At 63.1% G+C, this 21,465-nt stretch carries 15 protein-coding genes; 4 read left to right on the top strand and 11 right to left on the bottom strand.

Features of this window, described 5'->3' with window-relative positions; all coding sequences use genetic code 11:
• Nucleotides 1-391: 391 nt before the first annotated feature.
• On the bottom strand, nt 392-1,429 hold the full coding sequence (locus tag D0T11_RS10545; protein ID WP_182888338.1) for a hypothetical protein: 1,038 nt from the start codon (nt 1,427-1,429) through the stop codon (nt 392-394).
• Between the two features lie 820 nt (nt 1,430-2,249).
• Between D0T11_RS10545 and D0T11_RS10550 the strand changes: the two genes are divergently transcribed.
• On the top strand, nt 2,250-3,476 hold the full coding sequence (locus D0T11_RS10550; protein WP_245990737.1) for an alpha/beta hydrolase family protein: 1,227 nt from the start codon (nt 2,250-2,252) through the stop codon (nt 3,474-3,476).
• Nucleotides 3,477-3,522: 46 nt separating this feature from the next.
• On the opposite strand, the gene D0T11_RS10555 is transcribed toward D0T11_RS10550, so the two are convergent.
• From D0T11_RS10555 to D0T11_RS10590, 8 genes are all read right to left on the bottom strand, one after another.
• Nucleotides 3,523-4,149, bottom strand: a complete 627-nt coding sequence (locus D0T11_RS10555; RefSeq protein ID WP_119655759.1) for a plasmid pRiA4b ORF-3 family protein — start codon at nt 4,147-4,149, stop codon at nt 3,523-3,525.
• Nucleotides 4,150-4,221: 72 nt separating this feature from the next.
• Nucleotides 4,222-4,575: a hypothetical protein gene (locus D0T11_RS10560; RefSeq protein ID WP_119655760.1), complete on the bottom strand. Its 354-nt coding sequence runs from the start codon at nt 4,573-4,575 to the stop codon at nt 4,222-4,224.
• A 137-nt stretch (nt 4,576-4,712) separates the two neighbouring features.
• Nucleotides 4,713-7,184: a penicillin acylase family protein gene (locus D0T11_RS10565; RefSeq protein WP_119655761.1), complete on the bottom strand. Its 2,472-nt coding sequence runs from the start codon at nt 7,182-7,184 to the stop codon at nt 4,713-4,715.
• 96 nt (nt 7,185-7,280) lie between these two features.
• Nucleotides 7,281-7,874, bottom strand: coding sequence for an outer membrane beta-barrel protein (locus tag D0T11_RS10570; RefSeq protein ID WP_119655762.1), 594 nt, complete (start codon nt 7,872-7,874; stop codon nt 7,281-7,283).
• 131 nt (nt 7,875-8,005) lie between these two features.
• Nucleotides 8,006-9,442, bottom strand: coding sequence for a TolC family protein (locus tag D0T11_RS10575; RefSeq protein WP_119655763.1), 1,437 nt, complete (start codon nt 9,440-9,442; stop codon nt 8,006-8,008).
• Nucleotides 9,435-12,632 (bottom strand): efflux RND transporter permease subunit, encoded by a 3,198-nt coding sequence (locus tag D0T11_RS10580; RefSeq protein ID WP_119655764.1) that lies wholly within the window; start codon nt 12,630-12,632, stop codon nt 9,435-9,437. The genes D0T11_RS10575 and D0T11_RS10580 overlap by 8 nt, the downstream gene beginning before the upstream one ends.
• Nucleotides 12,633-12,751: 119 nt before the next feature.
• The gene (locus tag D0T11_RS10585) at nt 12,752-13,840 is read right to left on the bottom strand and encodes an efflux RND transporter periplasmic adaptor subunit (protein ID WP_119655765.1); all 1,089 of its coding nucleotides are present in this window, start codon (nt 13,838-13,840) and stop codon (nt 12,752-12,754) included.
• Nucleotides 13,841-14,140: 300 nt separating this feature from the next.
• Nucleotides 14,141-14,956, bottom strand: coding sequence for a septal ring lytic transglycosylase RlpA family protein (locus tag D0T11_RS10590; RefSeq protein ID WP_119655766.1), 816 nt, complete (start codon nt 14,954-14,956; stop codon nt 14,141-14,143).
• Nucleotides 14,957-15,473: 517 nt separating this feature from the next.
• Here D0T11_RS10590 and D0T11_RS10595 point away from each other — a divergent pair.
• Nucleotides 15,474-16,388 carry a DUF72 domain-containing protein gene (locus D0T11_RS10595; protein ID WP_119655767.1) on the top strand — a complete coding sequence of 305 codons (915 nt, stop codon included), beginning with the start codon at nt 15,474-15,476 and terminating at the stop codon, nt 16,386-16,388.
• A 176-nt stretch (nt 16,389-16,564) separates the two neighbouring features.
• On the opposite strand, the gene D0T11_RS10600 is transcribed toward D0T11_RS10595, so the two are convergent.
• Nucleotides 16,565-17,221 carry a hypothetical protein gene (locus tag D0T11_RS10600; protein ID WP_182888339.1) on the bottom strand — a complete coding sequence of 219 codons (657 nt, stop codon included), beginning with the start codon at nt 17,219-17,221 and terminating at the stop codon, nt 16,565-16,567.
• 163 nt (nt 17,222-17,384) lie between these two features.
• Between D0T11_RS10600 and D0T11_RS10605 the strand changes: the two genes are divergently transcribed.
• On the top strand, nt 17,385-19,487 hold the full coding sequence (locus D0T11_RS10605) for a matrixin family metalloprotease (RefSeq protein ID WP_182888340.1): 2,103 nt from the start codon (nt 17,385-17,387) through the stop codon (nt 19,485-19,487).
• 163 nt (nt 19,488-19,650) lie between these two features.
• Here the strand turns inward: D0T11_RS10605 and D0T11_RS10610 are convergent, their stop codons facing one another.
• A complete protein-coding gene (locus D0T11_RS10610; RefSeq protein ID WP_119655770.1) occupies nt 19,651-20,598 on the bottom strand; it encodes a 3-oxoacyl-ACP synthase III family protein in 948 nt (315 codons plus the stop codon).
• A 160-nt stretch (nt 20,599-20,758) separates the two neighbouring features.
• On the opposite strand from D0T11_RS10610, the gene D0T11_RS10615 reads away from it, so the two are divergent.
• Complete coding sequence (locus tag D0T11_RS10615; RefSeq protein WP_119655771.1) at nt 20,759-21,343, top strand: hypothetical protein; 585 nt, start codon at nt 20,759-20,761, stop codon at nt 21,341-21,343.
• Nucleotides 21,344-21,465: the final 122 nt, after the last annotated feature.

The following is a 21,465-nucleotide window of genomic DNA, read 5'->3' on the forward strand; positions in this document are numbered from 1 at the left end:
CCAGACGAGCATCGTGGAGGCCATCAACTGTTCGTTGCGCCAAAAGTGCGGCGTGTTGGTGCGCAAGTCCTGCTCGTTTAGTCGGTGCGAGAAAATGCACCATACGCGCATCCAACTCGTCATCGACGAGCACAACCGTCGGTTAACGCAAACCTGAATCACCTCGCATTATACCACCGCCCCCGATTCGATCTGCTAGCGATGAGGTAGTAACTCGGTGAATGAGTGACCTGGTGAATGAGTGAATGGGTGCCTGGTCATCCTGACGAAGCAAGGACCTTAGCACGCAAGAACAAGTCGTTGTTACGGCCGTTCCATCGTGCTAAGGTCCTTGCTTCGTCAGGATGACCAGGCACCTATTTACTCATTCACCAGGTCACTACCTCATCGCCTATTGATACTGCACGTACAGCGGCGAGGGCTCCAGGGCAATGACCTCGGCCGGCGTCATGATGTGGTGGGGCTTGGGGCGGGCGTCGTACTCATAGAAGAGTTTGAAGCCGGTGTATTGCACGGGCTCATTAACGATGTAAGCCTTGTAGGAATCCTTTTTGAGGGTGGGGTCGCCGTGGCCGTCCATGTGCATTACCACCTGCACGCGGGGGTCGAGCTTGATGTTTTTATAGTTGCTCACCATTTTGCGGGTGAAGCGGTGCACGGTCAGCACCTTAGGCGGGAGCTTGTTCTCGCTCACGATACGCGCCAGGAAGTTGATGGTAAAGTTGATGTCCTTGGCATCCAGCGTCCCGATTTTCTGGTTCGGGCGCACGCCGGGCATGGTCGAGAGCGAAAACTCGGGGTCGATGCCCAGGTGTACGATCGGGTCTTTGAGGTACTGCTCCAGCTTGGGCAACTCAGCCTGTAGGGTGCTGTGGCCGGGCTGCACGTCGAGAAACAGGATGCAGTTGTGCTCCTTGGCCCAGCTCATCACCTCCTCAATGGTGGCTTTAGAGTTCATCAGGCGCCACTTGCCGTCTTTGCCGGGCGTGCCCTGGGCCGTGATGGTGACGTTGTGCAAAGCGGCCTGTACCGGCCGGCTTGGGTCGGCGGCCTGCCACTCCTTCAACACGCCGGCAAACTTGCGGAACATCTGCTCCTTGGGCTCGCGGCCCAGAATGCCCATGCCCTTCGAGCGGATGTTGCCATAGAAAGCCACGATGCGGTGGCCGGGCAGAATGGCGCCGGGCAGCTGGCCGGTTTTCTTGGCAATGGAGTCGGCCTTGAGCGAGTCGCGCTGCATGACCTGCCGGGCCAGTTGGGCCGAATCAACAACCACGGGCTGCTGCACCGTGTCGGCGGCCAGGGCGGCCGTTTCGGTATCGGTAACGGAGCGGGAGCCGCAGCCGGGCAGCGTGGTCAGGGCGAAAGCAAGGCCCAGGGAGGCCAGGGTGGGGGCCGTGAGGCGGGTGAGCGTGGAAAGGTAAGGCACTAAAACAGGGGGGATTGAAGGCGAATGGAGCTGCGAAGGTAGCGGGTTTTGGCCGCACCATTCAACCCGCCCCCGGAGGCAGTCCGGATAAAACAGGATTTAATCCGTTTCCGCCCAAACCCCAAAACGCCGCCCGAACTGCTCCGGGCGGCGTTTTGCGAGTCAGCAGAAGAGCGGGAAACGGGCGGTGGTTGTAGCCAAAAAAACACTCGGCCCGCAGCGCGTAGCGGCAGAGCAGCCAGCCCGCGCCCAGCACCAGGGTGTTTTGGGGTGGTCCAGTCAAGCAGGGCGGCCGTCGTGGTCGGGAGCAGGGGCAGTAATGCCGCCGGGTTGATCAGGGGCTGGGGGTAGCCTGGGCGTGGCTTCTTGACTTTCTAAACCGCTTCAAAAACAGAGGAGGAAGTGGTGCGTAAGTGAAGGCATACGTACTTTTTTAGCTAGCCTTCGTTGCTACACCCCAACTTGGGTTAGGTTAGACAACTCGTTGTTTGGCTGAACACAAACAACGAGCTAGGAGGCTGTGGCACGGACTTTAGTTCGTAGCCCGCTTGCTAACGGGCCGCCCAAGGAGGTTAAAACGTTCGTACTTGGAGTGGTAGTGAGTCCCGGCAGGGCGATATGGGCCTAGCAATCCGGGTATTATAGTTCCGGAGCCCCGGCGGACCTCACTACCAGCCCGGGGCGTGGGTCCCAGCCCGGATCTACGGATTGAAGTCTATGCTACACCCGTTCGCGGAACGCTGGGGCGGACGGGTCTGTTGGCTGGTTTCGGGCCGGCGGTGAGCTGGCCGTTATTTTCCCGCTCCTTCCTGTATTCGTGTTGAAATCCTTCGTTTCCCGCTTCTCCGGTCCCGGACTGCTGCTGTGGCTGCTGGTGCTGGGCGGGGCACCCGGCTGCAAAAGCAACTCGCCGGAGCCCGGCGCAACTACCGCGCCCACGGCCCCGCCCGTGGCCCCGCCGCCGGCCGCCATGCTGGTGGGCAGCAGCCTCATCGGCGAGTACACCCCGGCTCAGCTGGCGGCCCGGGTATCAGATATTCCGCTGGTGGGCGCGCTGGCGCGGAATTCTGTCAGGGTCTACCGCCTCATCTACACCACCCGCAACACCGACGGGCAGACCATTACGGCCTCGGGGGCAGTGCTGGTGCCGGTGGGGGCGGCAGCGGCGGTGCCCGTTATCAGCTACCAGCACGGCACGTTGCAGCCCGACGAGGAAACCCGCGCCCCGTCGTACTATAGTTCGAGCAGCGAAATCTGGTCGGCCGTTTCGGTGCTGGCGGCCACGGGCTACGTGGTGTCGGCCCCCGATTACATTGGCTACGGGGCTTCCAAAAGCCTGCCCCATCCCTACGAGCACGCCGCCTCGCTGGCCTCCGCCTCGGCCGATATGCTACGGGCTGCCCGCGAGTTCTGCGCCCGGGAAAAGGTGAGCGTCAACCAGAAAAATTTCCTGCTCGGCTACTCTGAGGGCGGCTACGCCACCATGGCTTTACACCGGCTGCTGGAGGAGAAATACGCCACCGAGTTGCCCGTTACGGCCAGCGCGCCGGGGGCTGGGGCCTACCACAAATCGGCTTTCGCCAAGTACATTATGGGCTCTACTCAGCCCCTGAATTTTTTGAGCACCTACGTGTGGGTGCTGCGCACCTACGACCGGGTGTACCAGCTCAACCGCCCGTTCAATTACTACTACCAGGAGCCCTACGCCACCGGCCTCCAGGCCGACCCGTTCAGTGCCGTGCCTCGCCAGGCAGCTGAGCTATTCGCGCCCGGTTTCCGCCAGGCCGTGCTCACCGATTCCGACGCGCCCCTCACGGCCTCGCTGCGCGCCAACGACGTGTACGACTGGCTTCCCCGCGCCCCGGTAGCGCTTTTTCACGGCACCGCTGATGATTATGTACCCTATTTCAACTCCGAAGATGCCTACCGGGCCATGCGCGCCCGCGGGGCCACGCAGGTGGAGTTGCGCCCCATCCAGGGCGGCACCCACTTCACCTCGGCCGCTCCCTACACCCTGTCAGCTTACGCGTTCATCTCGCAGTTTTAAGTGAACAGGGGATGAAAGAGCACCCCCATCAGCTGGTCGCGTGCCCTCACTGGCGAGCAGCCATCAGCTGATTGAAATCGGCCACTATTTCGGTCAGGAAGATCAGGCTGTAGTTGTAGCCTTTGAGGTCGAATTCGTTGGGATCGAACTTACCCAGGCCGGCAAACTCGCTGGGCATACGCTTGCGCTTACCGGCCGCTTTTTCGGCCAGCAAATCCAGCAGCTGCTCGTAGCCAGGGATACCGCCCATATCTTCGAGCGGCGCGGCGCGCCGGCCATCCAGGCAGCGCACGGCCGGCGCGAGCGAATCAGCAGCTAGCGGCGTTATTTGCTCCACCACAATGTCGTGCTCCCAACTGTCGCCGAAATCGTACGTGTAGGTCACTTTATCAGCGGGGACCCGCAGAACGGCGCTCAGCGGCACCTCGCGCGGGTCCTGCTGGGGCGGCTCATCCTCCCAGACCGAACCTTCAGAGCCCAGCGACGGGGAGCCGGCCCGGAAGCTGCCGCGCCCCTGGCGGAATTCGAACAGGTGGTAGTTTTCCCAGTCGAACACAATTTGCAGCACGAAATGCAGCTCCCAGAACGTGAGCGTATCGGGCACTTCCACGCGCCGCCAGATGGACGGTTGCGTGTAGCGCATGCTTACCTTGAGCGTCAGGAGGTTGGCCATGATGAAACGCACGTTAGTGGAAGCGCCAACTTACGGATTTTGCCCCAGGTTCACCAGCATCAGGTTTGCTCGTCACCCCCGCGCCGCGCCCCGCCMCCACGCGCCGCKCAGGGCGGCCACCCCCCCGACCAGCCCCGCCAGTAGCCCCCCGAGCAGTACCAGCAGCCAGGAGTTGCCACCCAGCGGCAGCAGCGTGGCCAGCCGGGTAGCCAGTAGCTCCGCACCGTGGGTATTGAACCAGGCCGCGGGTAGCCACCAGCTCAGGCCCACGCCCAGCAGGCCGGCCAGAAATGCCGCCCCGGCCGGTACCCGTCGCCACGCGGCCAGCCCCAGGCAAACCGGCACCACCACCCACCAGGGCAGCCAGAGCTGGGCCAGGGAGGAGAGCAGGAAAATCAGCAGAAAGAGGAGGAGAAAGGGTTTCATAATTCGGAAGATAAATGGCGGCGGCCTGTGACCCGGACTTCCGTCCGTAGCCTCCGGTTCCGGGGAGGTGCTTCCCGGACTGCCTGGCGAAAATGCGGGTGTTCGGGCTACGGAGGACGCAAGTTCGGGCCACAGCATTACTGCTCCAGCCGCCAGGCGGCTTGCAGGCGGGGGTGGTTTTCGTCGGCGGCGCGCAGGAATACCAGCTCGTCGAGCTGGCCGGTGCGCCAGCTTTCCAGCATGTCGTCGTAGTAGCGGGAGGCGGGGTTGCCGCTCTGGCCGCCGGGGAAAATGCCGTAGGCCCGCACCTGCGGCCCCAGGGCCACCACCATCCGCCACGAGGGGCCGTTGCGCGCGCCGGTAGCATTCACGCTGCCGGGACTACCGCCGCACACAATGTCCGGGTGGCCGAAGCCCGGTAGTTGGGCCAGGTGGTTGATGTCGGTACTCTTCTGGTTGGCCCAGGCCCACTGCGGCCCCAGCGGCCCGAACTTGCGGGTCAGCGAGTCGACGGCAAAGTGCAGGGAGGAGGTGAGCAGGTCGCGCACGGTTTCCTTGCGGGGCGTACGACGGTCGTCAATCCAGGGACTGGCTCCCTGAAAGCCCGTGGCGGGGTTGCCCGACTGCTTCAGCAGCAGTTGGGTGGTTCGGTCCCGCGACGGGAAGCGCATTTCCAGGCCCGTAGCCACTTGGCCGAAATCGTCTTCCCAGAGGCGTTTCACTAACTCCTGATACCACAGCTCAAAAACGGTGGCGGCCACCGCCTCGGCGGTGTAGTGAAAATCCCAGCCCTGCAAAGTCCGTAAGGCGGCCGTTTCGGCCGGGCCGGCCGGCGGGGCACCAGCCTGCACGGTGGTCAGCATCCAGGGCAGCAGGGTCTGGGCATTGATGCCTAAATCGTCGTTCTGGAGCAACCGCAGCGAGTCGGCGGTGGCGCGGTGCATGCGGGCCAGCTGCCCGTTGATGCGGTGGGTCCGGTCCCAGGGCGCGTAATCCCAGCCGAGGTAGTAGGGGTAGCGGGGGCCGGCGGAGTGCTGGTTGGCCGACGATAGGAAGCCGCGCGCCGGGTTTTTCACCCGGGGCGTCTGGCTCATCGGAATCCAGCCCTGCCAGTCCTGGCGGGCATCGGTGCCGTCGAGGATGAACTTGCCCTGGTCGGGGTACTTGAGCGGGAAGCGGCCGTTGGGCCGGATGGCAATATCGTTCTGGCTGCTGGCAAAAATGAAGTTCTGGGCCGGCGAGGCGTAGGTGCGCAGGGCCCGGTCGTAGTCCTGGTAGCTGCGGGCGTGGTTGAGCTTCACGAAGGCCAGCACCTCATCGGCCCCCTCGTGGGCGGTCCAGCGCAGGGCGTGGCGCACGGGCGTCTGGGCGTTGAAGGGTTTTTCCTCCTGGTCGTACACCACCGGGCCGTGGTGGGTATACAGCACGGTATCGAGGCGGTCGGGGCGGCCGCGCACGGCAATGCGCTCCACTACGCGGCGCACTGGCTTCCAGCGGCCGTCGTGCCAATACTCGCGCCGGCTGGCGTCCCGGAACTTGAGCTGGTACCAGTCGAGCACGTCGCCGCCCACGTTGGTCACGCCCCAGGCCACGCTTTCGTTGAAGCCGATGATGATGGCCGGCGCCCCCGGAATGGTCACGCCGTACACGTTCTGGCCAGGCGCATTCAGCTGAATCTGGTACCAGATGCTGGGCAGGTTGAGCTGTAAGTGGGGGTCGTTGGCCAGCAGGGGCAGGCCCGAGGCCGAGCGACTGCCCGCCACCGCGAAGTTGTTGGAGCCCAGCTCCGCATCGGGCTCCCGGCTCGGCACGCGGTCCGACAGCGCCGCCGAAAACAAGGGCGGGGCCACCGGTACGGGCAGCGGCTTGAAGTCGAGCGCGGTGCCCTCGGGTACCACCGGCTCCTCCCAGGCGGGGTAATCGGGGAACAGGTCGCGGGTGACTTCGGGGCCGTATTTGCTCAGGATGTTGCTCAGGCGCAAATCGTCGGAGCGCCCGCTCAAATCCCAGGCCATCAGCTTGAGCAGCAGCGCGCACTTAAGCGGCTGCCACGGCTCGGGCGCGTAATCGAGCAGCTTGTATTCAAACGGATAATCGGCGGGACTCAATTGGCTGATGTAGGCATTCACGCCCGCTGAATATGACTCCAGCACCAGCCGCGTGGTGTCGTTCTTGAGCATCTCGCGCAACGAGTTTTCGGCCCCCAGCGGCAGGCCCATGCGGCGCTGAAACCGGTCGTACTCCAACGCTTTCGGACCCACGACTTCCGCAATGCGCCCCGCTGCCACCCGGGTCATAAATTCCATCTGCCAGAGCCGGTCGCGGGCCGTGAGGTAACCCTGGGCGTAGTAGAGGTCGTGGTCGTTGCCGGCAAACACGTGGGGCACGCGCCGGTCATCGAACCGCACGCGCACCGTTTGGTGCAGGCCGGGCAGATGCAGGGTTTGCTGGGCGGGAAAGTCGGCGGCGGTTTCGCCGTTGCGCCAGAAGCCCTGGTAGGGGCTCAGCAGCCGGGCCACGGGCGGCACGTCGCCCTGTTTGGTGTTGAGCACCCAAGCCAGTACCAGGGCAACAAGCAGGGCCAGCAGGGCCTTCACATAACGCAGCATAAGCTATCCTAAAATCGCGGAGGCGGAAGGTAGCAAATGCTGCGTAGTTGGGCGGGAGTCTATAGTTGTGAGGACCTTTCAGCCTGAGCCGGCCGCCTAGCTTTTCGGCAGGTACACCCGGAAGCCCAGGTTGAAATTCAGCGCTCCGCCGCTGAAAGGATTGGAGTCGTTATTACCGTTGATAATCTGGTAGGCCAGCAGCCCCTCCAGACCCACGGCTGGCGTAATAAAGTAGGAGTAGCCCAGCCCGGCGCTGGCATGGAAGTTCGCGACGGTGCTGGATTGTGTCCGCTGGGAGGAAGATAGGGGGGGGCGGCGACGGTAGCTGTTGAGTACCCCGCCCGCGCTCAGCTCGCCGAATACCCGGTGCCGGCTTCCCGAGGGAATATAATACCGGAGCCACGGCAACAGGCCCAGACTCAGGTTCTGCTCGGTGATTGCATTAGCGATGTTAGGTTTAAAGCGCGAATAGCCCAGTGGCACGGCCGCCCCTAAGGCCAGATTGTCGGCCACGAACAAGCCGGCCGAGGGGGCCACAGAACCACCGTAGTTGAGGGCGAAATCGTTACGCTGGAACGTGAAATTTCCTCCGCTCAACCCCAGTACGCGGGTGCCTTGGGTGGTTTGGGCCTGGGCAGTGAAGCTGGCCAGTACAGCTGCCAGTGGCAGCAGAAAATACGTTTTGCGCATAAGAAACGGGCTGGGTTAAGTAGATGAACTGGCTACCTAACGACCCGGTACCCGGAAAAGTATCTGGCCGGGCATTACCAGCAGCACTTGCTGCTGGTAATGCCCGGCCAGACATGGCGCAACCCGCCGGTTTACGGCTTCCAGCCGCCCCCCAGGGCCCGGTACACGTTTACCGTGGCGTTGAGCTGCTGCATGCGGGTGTCAATCAGGTCGAACTTCGATTCCAGGGCGTCGCGCTGGGTGAAGAGCACTTCCGTATAATCGGCGCGGGCCGATTTGAAGAGGCTGTTGGCAATGGTGCTCGACTGGTCGAGGGAGCGCACGGCCAGGGCCTTCTCGGCGTAGTTGTGCTCCAGGTTATTGATGTTGGCCAGCTGGTTAGCTACCTCCACGTAGGCGTTCAGAATGGTGCGCTCGTACTGGTACGCGGCCTGAATCTGGACGGCGTTGGCGTTGCCGTACATGGCCTTGATGCCGTTGCGGTTCACCAGCGGGGCCACCAAATCACCGGCCAGCGAATACAGCATCGACTCGGGCGTGGTGAAGAGCAGGCCAGGCTTGAAGGCCCCGAAACCTGCCCCACCCGTGATGCGCAGGGCCGGGTAAAAGTTGGCCCGTGCCACCTGCACGTCGAGCTTAGCGGCGGCCAGGTTCTGCTCAGCCTGCCGGATGTCGGGGCGGTTTTGCAGCAGCTGGGCCGGTACGCCGGCCCGCACGGTGGCGGGCACCAGGGTGTTAAACAGGGCGTCGTTGCGCACAATGGGCTGCGGGTAGCGGCCCATCAAAAAGTTGAGGCGGTTTTCGGTTTCCGTGATGCGCTGCTGAATGCTGTATTGCAGGCTGCGGGTGGTGTGCACCTGGGCCTCGAAACGCTGCACGGCCAGCTCGGTGGCCCGGGCCGATTCCTTCTGGAGCTTCACCAACTCCAAAGCGTTGGTCTGGAGCTCGATGTTCTGGCGCACAATGGCCAGCTGATTATCCAGGGCCAGCAGCTCGTAGTAGGAGGTGGCCATTTCGGCAATCAGGTTGGTTACCGTGAAGTTGCGGCCCTCTACGGTGGCCAGGTAGCGCAACGCGGCCGACTTGCGGGAGTTGCGCAGCTTGTGCCAGATATCCACTTCCCAGCTGGCAAACGCGCCGAGCTGGAAGTTCTGGAGCGGATCGGGGTTGCGGTGCTCGGGCTGGATGGGAATGGCCTCCTCCGTGGCCCCCTGGAGCGTGTTGCGGCTGGGCCGCTCGGCTTCGGCCTTTACGCCCAGGCCCACGAAGGGCAGGTACTCGCCCTTGCGGATCTGGATTTCGTTGCGGGCAATCTGGATTTCCTGGAGCGAGACGTTGAGCTCCTGGTTGCGTTGCAGGGCCGTATCGATGAGGCCCACCAGGTTGGGGTCGGTGAAGAACTGCTGCCACTGGCCCCGGGCCGTGTTGGCCGAGTCCGGGACGCTGCCGTAGCGGGTGGGCACCGGTCGGCCGGCGGCTTTGGTGGCCAGCTCGGGCATCTTGCACGCGCCCACCGCCAAGGCCAGCAAAGCGGCGCTCAGCCCCTGATAAATGCGTTTTTTAAGCATGACTATGGCTCGGAACTTCTTCATTAACTAGTACATGGGGCTCGAATTCCGACAGCGGGTTCTCGTTCTCGTCGCCAATCAGCTTGCGGCCGGCGGCCAGCGTGCCGAAGATGTAATACAGGCCGGGCACGATGAGCACCCCGAACACGGTACCGAACAGCATGCCGCCCAGCGCTGCCGTACCAATGGTGCGGTTGCCGATGGCGCCTGCGCCGGTGGCAATAACCAGCGGAATCAGGCCGGCAATGAAGGCGAAGGACGTCATCAGAATGGGGCGGAAGCGGACTTTCGCGCCTTCAATGGCAGCCTCGCGCACCGTCATGCCTTCCTCGTGCTTCTGCACCGCGAATTCCACAATCAGCACGGCGTTCTTGCCCAACAGGCCCACCAGCATCACGAGGCCCACCTGGGCGTAGATGTTGTTGGCCAAGCCCATGATTTTGATGAGCAGGAAGGAGCCGAAAATACCGGCCGGCAGACTCAGAATAACCGACAGCGGCAGCAGGAAGCTCTCATACTGCGCGGCCAGCACCAGATACACGAACAGCAGCACAATCAGGAAGATGTAGACGGCCTCGTTGCCGCGGCCCACTTCGTCCTTGGACAAGCCGCCCCAGTCGATGTCGTAGCCCCGGGGCAGGGTTTTGGCCGCCACTTCCCGCACCGCTTTAATAGCCTCGCCGGAGCTGTAGCCCTGGGCCGCGTCGCCGCGGATGGAGGCGGTGGGGTACATGTTGTAGCGGTTGATTTCGTTGGCACCCTGGCCCTTCACAATTTTCATGAAGGCCGACATCGGCACCATTTCGCCCTTGTCGTTTTTCACCCACATGTCCAGAATATCCTTGGGCAGGCGGCGGTACTCGGGCGAAGCCTGCACGAATACCTTAAAGAAGCGCTGGTACTTGATAAAGCCCAACTCGTAGGTCGAGCCCACCATCACGCTCAGCGTGTTCATGGCATTGCCGATGCTCACGCCCTTCTGCATGGCCAGCTGGTTATCGATCTGCAACTCGTACTGGGGGTAGTTGGCCGAGAAGAAGGTGAACAGCCCGCTCAGCTCCTTGCGCTTCTTGAGCTCAGTCATGAACTCCTCGTTCACCTTTTCCAGGGCCTTGTAGTCGCCGGTGGCGGTTTTATCGAGCAGCTGGAGCTGGAAGCCGCCCGCCGCGCCGTAGCCCGGTACTGCCGGCGGCTCGAAGAACTCGATGGTCGCGCCCGGAATCTGCTTGGCCTTTTCTTCGAGGGCCATAATCACGTCGTGCACCGATTCTTTGCGCTCCGACCACGGCTTGAGGCTGATGATGCAGGTGCCGGCGTTGGAGCCCCGGCCCTCGGTCAGAATCTCGTAGCCGGCCAGGGTGGAAATGCTTTCAATGCCGGGCACCTTCTCGGCCAGCTTCTGGAGGCGTTGCGAGAGGTCGTTGGTGCGCTCCAGGGTGGAGCCGGGCGGCGTCTGGAGCACGGCGTAAATCATGCCCTGGTCCTCGGCCGGAATGAAGCCGGAAGGCAGGGTAGTGGAGATGCCGAAGATGCCCACCCCGAAGGCCAGCAGCACCGCGAAGGTGAGCACGCGGCGGTCCACCACTTTTTCCAGGATGTTGGTGTAGCGGCCGGTCAGGCGCTCGAAGCCGCGGTTGAACCAGTCGATGAACTGGTTGACGGGCGTTTTTTTGCGGGGTTGGCCGTGGGTGTTCTTCAGAATCATGGCACACAGCACCGGCGTCAGCGTCAGGGCCACAATGCCGGAAATGACGATGCTGGCAGCCATCGTAATCGAGAACTGGCGGTAGAAAATACCCACCGGCCCGCTCATGAAGGCCACCGGCACGAACACGGCCGTCATCAAAATGGTAATGGCAATAATGGCCCCGCTGATTTCCCCGATTACCTCGCGCACTGCCCCGTAGGGCGAGAGGTGCTTCTCCTCCATCTTGGCGTGCACCGCTTCCACCACCACAATGGCGTCATCGACCACAATACCGATGGCGAGTACCAGGGCAAACAGGGTAATCATGTTGATGGTGAGCCCAAACGCCTGCATGGCCATGAACGCGCCCACCAACGAAACCGGCACGGCAATAATCGGAATCAGCGTGCTGCGCCAGTCGCCCAGGAACAGGAACACCACCAGGGCCACCAGAATAAAGGCGTCGCGCAGGGTGTGGAGCACGTTTTCGGTGGACGCGTCGAGGAAGTTCGACACGTCGTAGCTGATTTTGTAGTCCATGCCGGGGGGCATGGTTTTCTTGAGCTCCTCCAGCTTGGCCTTCACGCTCTTAATCACGTCGAGGGCATTGGAGCCGTAGGTTTGCTTGAGCATGATGGCCGCCGAGGGGTAGCCGTCGAGGTTGGAGTAGATGTCGTAGAACTCGGAGCCCAGCTCCACGTTGGCCACGTCCTTGAGGCGCAGCGTTTCGCCTTCGGCGTTGGCCTTGATGATGACGTTCTTGTATTCCTCCACATCATTGAAGCGGCCCTTGTAGGTGAGCACGTACTCCAGCGCCGAGGCCTCCTTGCCGTCGGAGCGGCCGATGCGGCCCGGCGAGCCAATCACGCTCTGGTCGTTGAGGGCTTCCATTACATCATCCACCGACAGGTTGTAGGCCCGCATCCGGTCGGGTTTGAGCCAGATGCGCATGGCGTACTGGCGGGAACCCAGGATGCTGGCCCGCCCCACGCCGTCGATGCGCTGAATTTCGGGCAGCATGTTCACCCCGGCAAAGTTGAAGAGGTACCGCATGTCGGTATTCTTGTCTTTGCTATACAGGTTCACATACATAAGCATGTTGGGCACCACGCGGTTCACCACCACACCTTCGCGCTGCACCAGCACCGGCAAACGGTTCAGGATCTGGGCAATGCGGGTGTTCACGTTCACCACGGCTTGCTCAGGGTTGGTGCCCAGATTGAACACAATCTGAATGTTAGCCTCCCCGGCCGACACGGCGTCGGAGGTCATGTACTTCATGCCCGGCACGCCGTTGATGGCCTGCTCCAGCGGAATGAGGACCGATTCGGTGAGCACCTTGGCACTGGCGCCGGGGTAGGCCGTGCTCACCATCACCATCGGCGGCGAAATCTCGGGGAACTGGGACGTGGGTAATGTATTGATTGCCAGAATACCCAGGAGCATGATAACCACCGAAATAACGATGGCAAACACGGGTCGGCGGAGGAATTTACTGAACATGGGTTGTGGCTTGTACAACCCCTGCCCCGGCCCCTCCCCAAAAGGGAGGAGTGCGTTCTAGGACGATTTACGTCTGGCACCCCTCCCTTTTGGGGAGGGGCCGGGGGAGGGGTCTGCTATTATTCCGAGTACACTTTCAGGTGCGAAATCACCGTCTTCGGGGCTTCGTAATTGAAGCTGATTTTGTCGCCGTCCTTCACCTTGCGGATGCCCTCAAGCATGATTTTATCGTCGGCCGAGATGCCGTCCGTTACGATGTAGAGGTCGGGCATTTCCGAGCCTACTACCACCTCGCGCTGGTGCACCACATTGCGCTTGTCCACCACGTACACAAATTTCTTCTCCAGCACCTCGAAGGTGGCTTTCTGCGGAATGATGAGGGCGTTTTTCAGCGGCACAGTCATCAGCACTGAGCCGGTTTCGCCGTTGCGCAGCAGACGGTCGGGGTTGGGGAAGGTGGCCCGGAAGGCGATGTTGCCGGTTTCGTTGTTGAAGTCGGCCTCAATGGTCTGCACCACGCCGGGGTACTTGAACACCTCGTTATTGGCCATCAGCAGCTTCACCTTGGTTTCGGCTTCGGTGCGGGCGTGGGCTTTGTAGGCCAGGTACTCGGCCTCGGGTACGTTGAAGTACACCCACATCTTGCTGTTATCGGAGAGGGTCGTCAGTAGGTCGCCCTCGTCCACCAGGCTACCCAACCGGGCCTGGAAGTGGTCCATCATACCGTTGAACGGGGCCCGGATGGTGGTGAAATCGAGGTGAGTTTTGGCCAGGCCCACTTCGGCATTGGCCTTGTCGAGCTTGGCCTGGGCCAGGGCCAGCTCGTTTTTGGATACCACGTTGTTGTCGGCCAGCTTCTTGGTGTTCTGGTACTCGATGCCCACGTAGTTGGCCTCGGCCTTCGACTTTTGCAGCTCGGCCTGGTAGACCATCGGCATGATCTGGAACATGAGCTGGCCCTCCCGTACGGTCTGGCCCTCGTCCACGTAAATCTTCTGCAAATAGCCTTTTTCCAGCGCCCGCACCTCAATGTGCTGGTAGGCGTGAATCTGCGACACGTACTCTTTGGTGATGGTGGTGTCTTTCTGGAGCGGGCTGGTGACCAGAAATTTCTGTACCTCTTCTTTCGCTTCTACTTCTTGTGAGCAGCCTGTAAAACAGTACACGCCACTCCAGCCCACGAGCATGAGCAGGAACATTTTCTTCATAATTATCTGCGGTGCGATGACGGGCATTGAATCAGGCCCGGAAGTGCGGTTAACCAAGCGCGTAGTTCGGTGCGTTGGCCCTTGAGTGACACAAAGCAACGCCCGGCTTCATGAAGCAACTATGAAGCTCTCGCATTACCAGCCAACCAGCCGGAGCACCGCGCGAACTGCCTGTTCGCGCCGGGCAAGCACATCAACCCAACACCCCAGCCCACCGCCCCCAACGGCGCTGCCCGCCGCCCGGCCCCGCAGKGGGAGGCCAGMCGGCGGGCAGCGCCGCTGTGCAGAAAAAAAGAAGTGCTACAGGTTCTCGGCCTGCCGGACTATCCCGGCAATGCCCAGGCGGGCGAGCCGGAGGCGTACCTTATCGGCCTCGGCGGAACTGGCGAAGCGGCCGACCACCACACGGCTGAGCACTTTGCCCTGGGGCGTGGTAGCGGGAATGGTGGTCACGAGCAGCTGGGGCTCCAGGCCCTGGATTTTGTCCATCACGGCGCGGGCGTTGCGGGCGTCACCAAAGGTGCCGGCCTGAATGACGTAGGTGGCGGCGGGCTCCGCCGTGAGGGCCACGTCAGCGGCCTCGGTCGAGCCAGGTACGATGTCGGTGTGTACGGTGGCGGTTTCGGCCGGATCGGCGGCCAGCTCCGCCAGGTCATCGGGGGCATCTGTCGGGCCGAGGGGCGTGGTATCGGGCACTACTTCGGCCACTACCGACACGGCCCCGTGGGTGATGATGCCCAGCGGCCCGGCCGCAATTTCCGACAGGTCCAGAATGCGCTGGTGGCGGAACGGACCCCGGTCAGAAACGCGCACAATTACCGATTTACCGTTGTCGGGGTTGGTCACGCGCAGGCGGGTGCCGAAGGGCAGCGTTTTGTGGGCGCAGGTGTATTTACGGCGGTCGAACCGCTCCCCGTTGCTGGTGCGGCGGCCCTGAAACCCGGGGCCGTACCAGGAAGCGCGGCCCCGCAGCACGGTGGTTTTTTTAGTGGCCGTAGCGGCCTTTTCATCGTCGTCGCCGTAGCGGGCGCGGGCAGTGGCCGGAGCCAGGGTAAGCAGGGCCAACAGCACAACCATCAGCAAGCCCGAGACATACAGTCGTAAACGCAACTTCATCCGTCCTTTTGGTTGGTGAGAACGACAAATCTAGAGGCGTCCGCCAAAGCGAAGCTTTGCCGGACGCTGCCGCCGAAAGAAGACCTGCTTTGTAATTGTGTTTTTCTTGTAAATCTTGTATTTAATTTATTTGCTCGCTGCGGCCTAAATAGCGGTTTGTGTTTGGCTGAGACGTTTTTTGTACTCTTTTCAGATATTGAATCGCCTACCTGAGAAATGCGACTATCGGCGGGTCATAAAATTTTGGCCTCCCGCTACCCGAGCGGCCCGAAGGCAGGTTGCAATTGTCCCGGAAATGTGCTAAGAACAGTAACAAGATTCGGCTGCCAGTTTCTGGTTGTTGATAGTTGGTAAAAGGAAGGTTATCCTGACGAAGGAAGGATCCTGTCACGTCAGCGCAACCCACTCTAACGATGTCGTTCCAATGTGATAGGATCCTTCCTTCGTCAGGATGACGTTCTTTCTACTGATAACCAACAACGACCAACTGGCAACTGAACACTGATTACCTTCGGGGATGGATTTTGGCCGCCTTTCCGACCTGCGCTACGTTGATTTCCGGCTCCCTGCCGACCACCCCGAAACGGCCGTGCAGCTGGCCCGGGCCCTGGCCACCCAGCCCGCCCCGCCGGCCCTGCACGTGGGCTGCCCCATCTGGACCAACAAGGCCTGGCTGGGCTCCTACTTTCCGGCCGGCATCAAGGATGCCGACTACCTGCACCACTATGCCCGGCAGTTCAACAGCATCGAGCTCAACACCACCCACTACCGCATTCCCGACGCGCCCACCGTGCGCAAGTGGCGCGAAGCGGTGCCGGATACGTTCCGCTTCTGCCCCAAAATTCCGCAAATCATCAGCCACGACCGGGCTTTATACAATGCCGACGACCTGACGGTGAGCTTCTGCCGGGCCATTGAAGGGCTGGGGCCGACGCTGGGCCATGCGTTTCTGCAGCTGCCGCCTACTTTCGGCCCCGAGCACCTGCCGCGCCTGGAGCGCTACCTGCTCGACTTCCCGCCCTACGTGCCCCTGGCCGTGGAGCTGCGCCACCCGGCCTGGTTCGCCGATGCCGGCCGGCTGGCCTCCGTCACGGCTATGCTGGAGGCCCTGGACAAGCCCTTGGTCATCAGCGACGTGGCGGGCCGCCGCGACGCCCTGCACCAGCGCCTGACCACGCCCACCGTTTTTCTGCGCCTCAACGGCCACGGCCTGATCGACTCCGACTTCCGCCGCGCCGACGACTGGGCCGCCCGGATTGCCAGTTGGCTGGAAGCGGGCCTGCACACGGCCTACGTCTTCATCCACCAGAAAGACATCCTGCATTCGCCCCTCTGGGCCGAGCACTTCCTGCGCCGCCTGCACGAGCTGACGGGCATGGCCGTGCAACCCCCGCGCATCATTCCGCAGCCGGTGCAGGGCAGCTTGTTTTAGCGGGCACGAACCGCCGTACTGCGAAAGTCTGGTTCGTACTGAGCACCGTGAGTATCCGGGGCCGGAAAGCGGTAAAGGATCTGCGCCCGTTCCGACGTGGAACTGCCCCTCCCCCAAAAAAACACCTCCTGCCCCCGGTCGTGAACCAAGGGGCGGGAGGTATTTTTGGCTTGAAGTCAGCGGGTCAAACTCAGTTTTACGCCGGCTTCCAGGCTCAGGCCAAGGCGGCGCTGGGCGCTGCCTTCGTAGCGAAAAATGGCTGGGTTGGCGAGGCCACCGCTCAGGTAAGCATCCAGCAGACCCCGGCCGCCCAGGCGGCGCTGCACGCCCCACACCAGGCCCACGCTGCTGTACTGGTAGTTGAGCTGGGTTTGCCGGGCGGCCGGGCTGAAGATGGTGCGGGTTTGCAGGTCCACGTACGGTCCTTCGTAGGGGCCGGTGCGGTAGCCGCGCTCCTGGCGCCGGGCCTGGTGGTAGTAGTGCCGGATGCCCGCGTCGAAGCTGAGCTGGGTGACGAGCGGGGCCTGGTACCCCAGGCCCGGGAAGGTGCGCCGGCCCACGTGCCAGCTGCTGGTGCCGTTGAGCGTCAGGGTCCAGCCCGGGGCCAGCAGCTGCTCCAGGCCGGCAAATACGGGCACCGAGAAGCCGTGGTAGCCACTCAACGCGTGCTCACTGCCCACGATGAGGCCCACCTTGAACAAGGGCCGGGCGCGGGCTGCGGGTGGAACGATGGTGGCGGAGTCGGGCGCTTGGGCCAGGGCCGGAGAGGCGGCCAGCAACAGCAGCACGAGGGCAATCAGGCCGGCGGGCGCGGCTACGGAGTCAGGAAGCATAACGGATAGGAAAAGGGAGTGGTATGGCCAGAGGAGCTGGCCGCCGGCTCCTGGGTTGCAGCGGCCGGATCGGACCCGAAAAAAAAGTGGAAAGCCGAGCCGGCGCGAGCCTGGTAAATGTGGTACTTTCAGGGCCGGGCCGCCCCTTTTCGCGCCCTCCCGTATGAACCTCCCGATCTTTCTGCTGCCGGTAGCGGCGCTGCTGCTAGCGGCCCATACCCTGGTGGCGCAGCCGCCGGCCCCTGCGTCCGATATTGCCCCGCTCACCCACTGCCTGCTAGTGCCCCTCGACCCGGCCCAGCGCGTGGCTCACGCGCCGTGCATCGTGGAGGCTATCGTGACCGGGTGCCAGGGGTTCCGGGCCGCCAATGGCCGCATCTATACCCGCCACCAGCTGCGGGTTTTTCAGCAATTCAAAGGCCCCATCGATTCCGTGCTCACCCTGTTCACGGAAGGCGGCACGGTGGGCCTGAGCCGGCAGGAGCTAACCAATACGCTGCACCTGGAACCCGGTGAGCAGGGTATTTTCTTTCTGGAGCCAAGCACGCTGCCCGAAGCTGGCCCGGGTTGGCAGGTTTACGGGAGTCAGCAGGGCTTTATCCGCTATGAGCTGCCCCAACTGACGGCCACCGAGCCTTTCCGCCACTACGAGCAGCTGGATGCGCAGTTCTACCAGACCGTGGCCCAGGCCCAACCGCTAGCCGTGCAACCCAATCCGGCCCTGGCGGCAGCCCGGCTCCGGGCCGCGCAGCCGCCGGCAGTAGCCCGGGCACAGGCCCCGGTTATTACCGCGCTGGCCCCGCTCAGCCTCCCGGCCGGCACGGGCACGGTGCTCACCCTCACGGGCTCCGGGTTCGGGGCCAGCCGGGGGGCGGGTATGGTGGAGTTCCGCAACGCCGACGACGGGGGAGCCACGTACACCAGAGCAAGCGAGGCGGATTACGTGAGCTGGTCCGATACCCGGATTCTGGTGCGGGTGCCCTCGCTGAGTGCCACCCGCAACCCGGCCGGTACCGGCCCGGTGCGCGTAACCACGGCCGGCCAGCTGGCCGCGCTGAGTGCCGTGCCCGTTACCATCGTGTTTGCCGCCACCAACGTGCTCGATACCAACTCGGGCCAGCGGGCCGTGCCCGGCCACCGCGACCAGAACTCCGACGGCGGTATGACCTTCCGCTTCGATGCCGGTTTCGCGGCCAACCCGGCGGCGGCGGCGGCCTGGCAGCGGGCGCTGGCTACCTGGCGCTGCCAGACGGGCATCAACTGGAGCCTGGGGGCCACCCGCACCAAAACCGGCGTGGCCGACGACGGCGAAAACTCGGTGGGCTTCGACGCTGGGGCGGAGTTGCCGGCCGGGGTGCTGGGCCGGACCACCAGCTACTACCTGGGCTGTTACCGCCCCGATGGCACGGTGGTCTTCTACGTGCACGAGGTGGATACCCAGTTCGATGACGCTGCCAGCTGGCAGTTCGGGCCGGCCAGCCCCTCGGCCTTGCAGCTCGATTTTGAGTCGGTGGCGGTGCACGAGCTGGGACACGCCCAGCAGCTTTCCCACCTGATTCTGCCCAGCGCCATCATGCACTACGCCATTGCCCGCGGGCAGCGCAGCCGGGGGCTGGCGGCCGCCAGCGACGTGGCCGGCGGCCGCTACGTGCTGCGCACGCGCAGCTTCCGCCCCGATGTCTGCGGCCCGGCCCCCATGCTGCCCGCGCCCGTTACCGAGCAGCTAGCCACCTTCACGGCCGGTGGCCGCGTTACGGTGCAGTGGACCACCAGCGCCGAGTGCAACCTGAACGGTTTCGTGGTGGAGCGGGCGTCGGCCGATACCACGGCGGGCTGGCAGCTGGTCGCCACCGTGGCGGCCGGCAACAGCGCGAATCAGTACGGCGTAACCGACGCCCAGCCACGCCCCGGCCTGAGCTACTACCGCCTGCGGGTGCGGCGGCCCGATAACTCCCTGGACACCGCCCGCCCGCTGGCCGTCACTACCGATGCCACGGCCGCCGCCCGCCTGCTGCCCTTCCCCAATCCGGTGCCCGATACCGGGGCGGGCCTGGGGCTGCAATACGGGGCCGGGGCCACGGCCGGGACTCTGCTAGTGCGTTTCTACGACGCGGTGGGCCGCGACCTGGGCGGCTCCCGCGCCGACTACCTGCCCGGCCTGAACCTGCTGCGCATCAGCGCGCCCACCCTGCGCGCCGGCTACTACCTGCTGCGCTGGACGGACTCCAACGGCCCCAAAGGCACCGCGCCGCTGCTGGTGCAATGAGGTGGTGAAGTGGTAACTGCTGTTACGCAGGTCGTTTTTCGTTGCTCGTTTTTCGGGGCTGATTCACCTTCATTGACCAATCAGCCCCGAAAAACGAGCAACGAAAAACGAATGCTTCAACGGCTACTGCGTAACATCAGTTACCATTTCACCACTCACCACCTCACCGCTCCAGCAGCATGGCGCCGTAGGAGTAGCCGCCGCCGAAAACGGTGACCACGATGTGGTTGCCGGGGCGCAGCTCGGGCCAGGTGGAGGCCAGGGCAATGGCCGCGCCGGCGCAGCCCGTGTTGCCCAGCTCCTCAATGTTGGATACGGCCCGGTCTTCGGGCAGGCCCAGCTGCTGAATCACGTTTTTGGTGATGCGCAGATTGGCCTGGTGCGGAATCAGGTAGGTCACATCGTCCACGCTCAGCTGGTTGCGCTCCAGAATCTGCTGGGTCACGCGGGTCATGTAGGTGCAGGCGTGGATGAACACGTCCTTGCCGTAGGGCATCACGATGCCGCGCTCCACGGGCTTGAGCGTCACCGACTCGTTGGCCTTGCCGATGTTGCCGGCCCCGCCCGTGCGGATGTCGCGCACGAACAGGTCAGTGGGGGCGAGGCGCTCCTTGGAAATCAGCAGCACTGCCGCCCCGTCGCCCCAGAGGTGGCCGGCCACCGTATCGAGGTCGTTGTTGTAGGCCGTGTTGTGCTCACTAACCACCACCAGCGCCCGGCTGGCCTTGTTCAGGGCGAAGTAGCCCTCCACGATTTCCACCGCGTTGAGCAGCGAGGAGCAGGCCGAGGAAATACTCACCACCGGAATATCCGACACGTCGAGCTCCCGCTGCACGGCGTGGGCCACGGTATAAATGGTGTCGTGGGGCGTGTAGGTGCCGGCCACGATCAGGTCGATGCTGGCGGCGGGGAAGTCCGGGGCCTGGGCCAGGACCCGGCGGGTGGCTTCCACGGCCATGGTATTCGTGTTTTCGTCGGGGGCCGCTTTCCGGCGCGTCCGGATACCGGTGCGTTCGGTTATCCACTCGTGCGAGAGGCCATTTAGGCGGGTGAAATGGGCGTTGTCAATGACTTCGGCGGGCAGGTAAGCCGCCACCTGATGAATGTACACGGGCGCGAAAAGCAGAAGGTAATCGAAGCGAAAAGAGTAGGAAAGGTACGGGGTTCCCAGGAAGTGGTACGTTATTTTCAGCGGGCTCCCGTACTTTGTGCGCCCCCGATGCGTTCAACGCGGGGTCCTGGGTGGGGTTCGGCCACCTGCTAACAACATTATGATGTTCTCAAATTTAGTTCGAAAATCTGCCCTGCTGGCCCTGGTAATCGGTGCGGGCAGTGGGCTGGCCCCAGCCGCCCACGCCCAGAAATACCGGACGGCGGCCGGGCTGCGCCTGGGCAAGAACAACTACGGTTTCACCGTTCAGCAAAAAGTGTTCGACAAAACCACGCTCGAAGGCCTGGTGCTGGCCGGCAGCCGCGAGGTCAGCGGCACGGTGCTGGCTGAGCGCCACTTCGGCATCCTGGGGCCCAGCCTCAACTACTATTTCGGGGTGGGCGGCCACCTGGGCAACCACAAGGATACCGGCGGCTTCGGCGGCTTCGATGCCCTGGCCGGCGTGGAATACAAGGTGGCCTTCGTGCCCCTGGTGCTGAGCCTCGATTTCAAGCCTACCGTCGAGATTAACTCCGCCGACTGGGCCCGCTTTCCCACCGCTTTTTCGGTGCGCTACGTGCTCATCAAAGAGAAAACCAGCCTGTTCGGCAACCTGTTCGGCGGCAGCAAGGACAAGAAGAAGAGCAAATCAAAAAACAAGGAGAAGGACAAGCCCAGGTCCGGGCGCGGCCTCTTCAATTTCTAACCCGCCTTCACCCGGTCCGGCTCCGAATAGCCAGCTTTTTTTCGCCCCGGCACGGCCACCTTCTCACCCCCGGTGAAGAGGCGGCCGCGCCGGGGCGAAAGTCATTTGGAGAGAACAGGCAC

This window comes from Hymenobacter rubripertinctus (assembly GCF_003583925.1).
Classification (GTDB): Bacteria; Bacteroidota; Bacteroidia; order Cytophagales; family Hymenobacteraceae; genus Hymenobacter; species Hymenobacter rubripertinctus.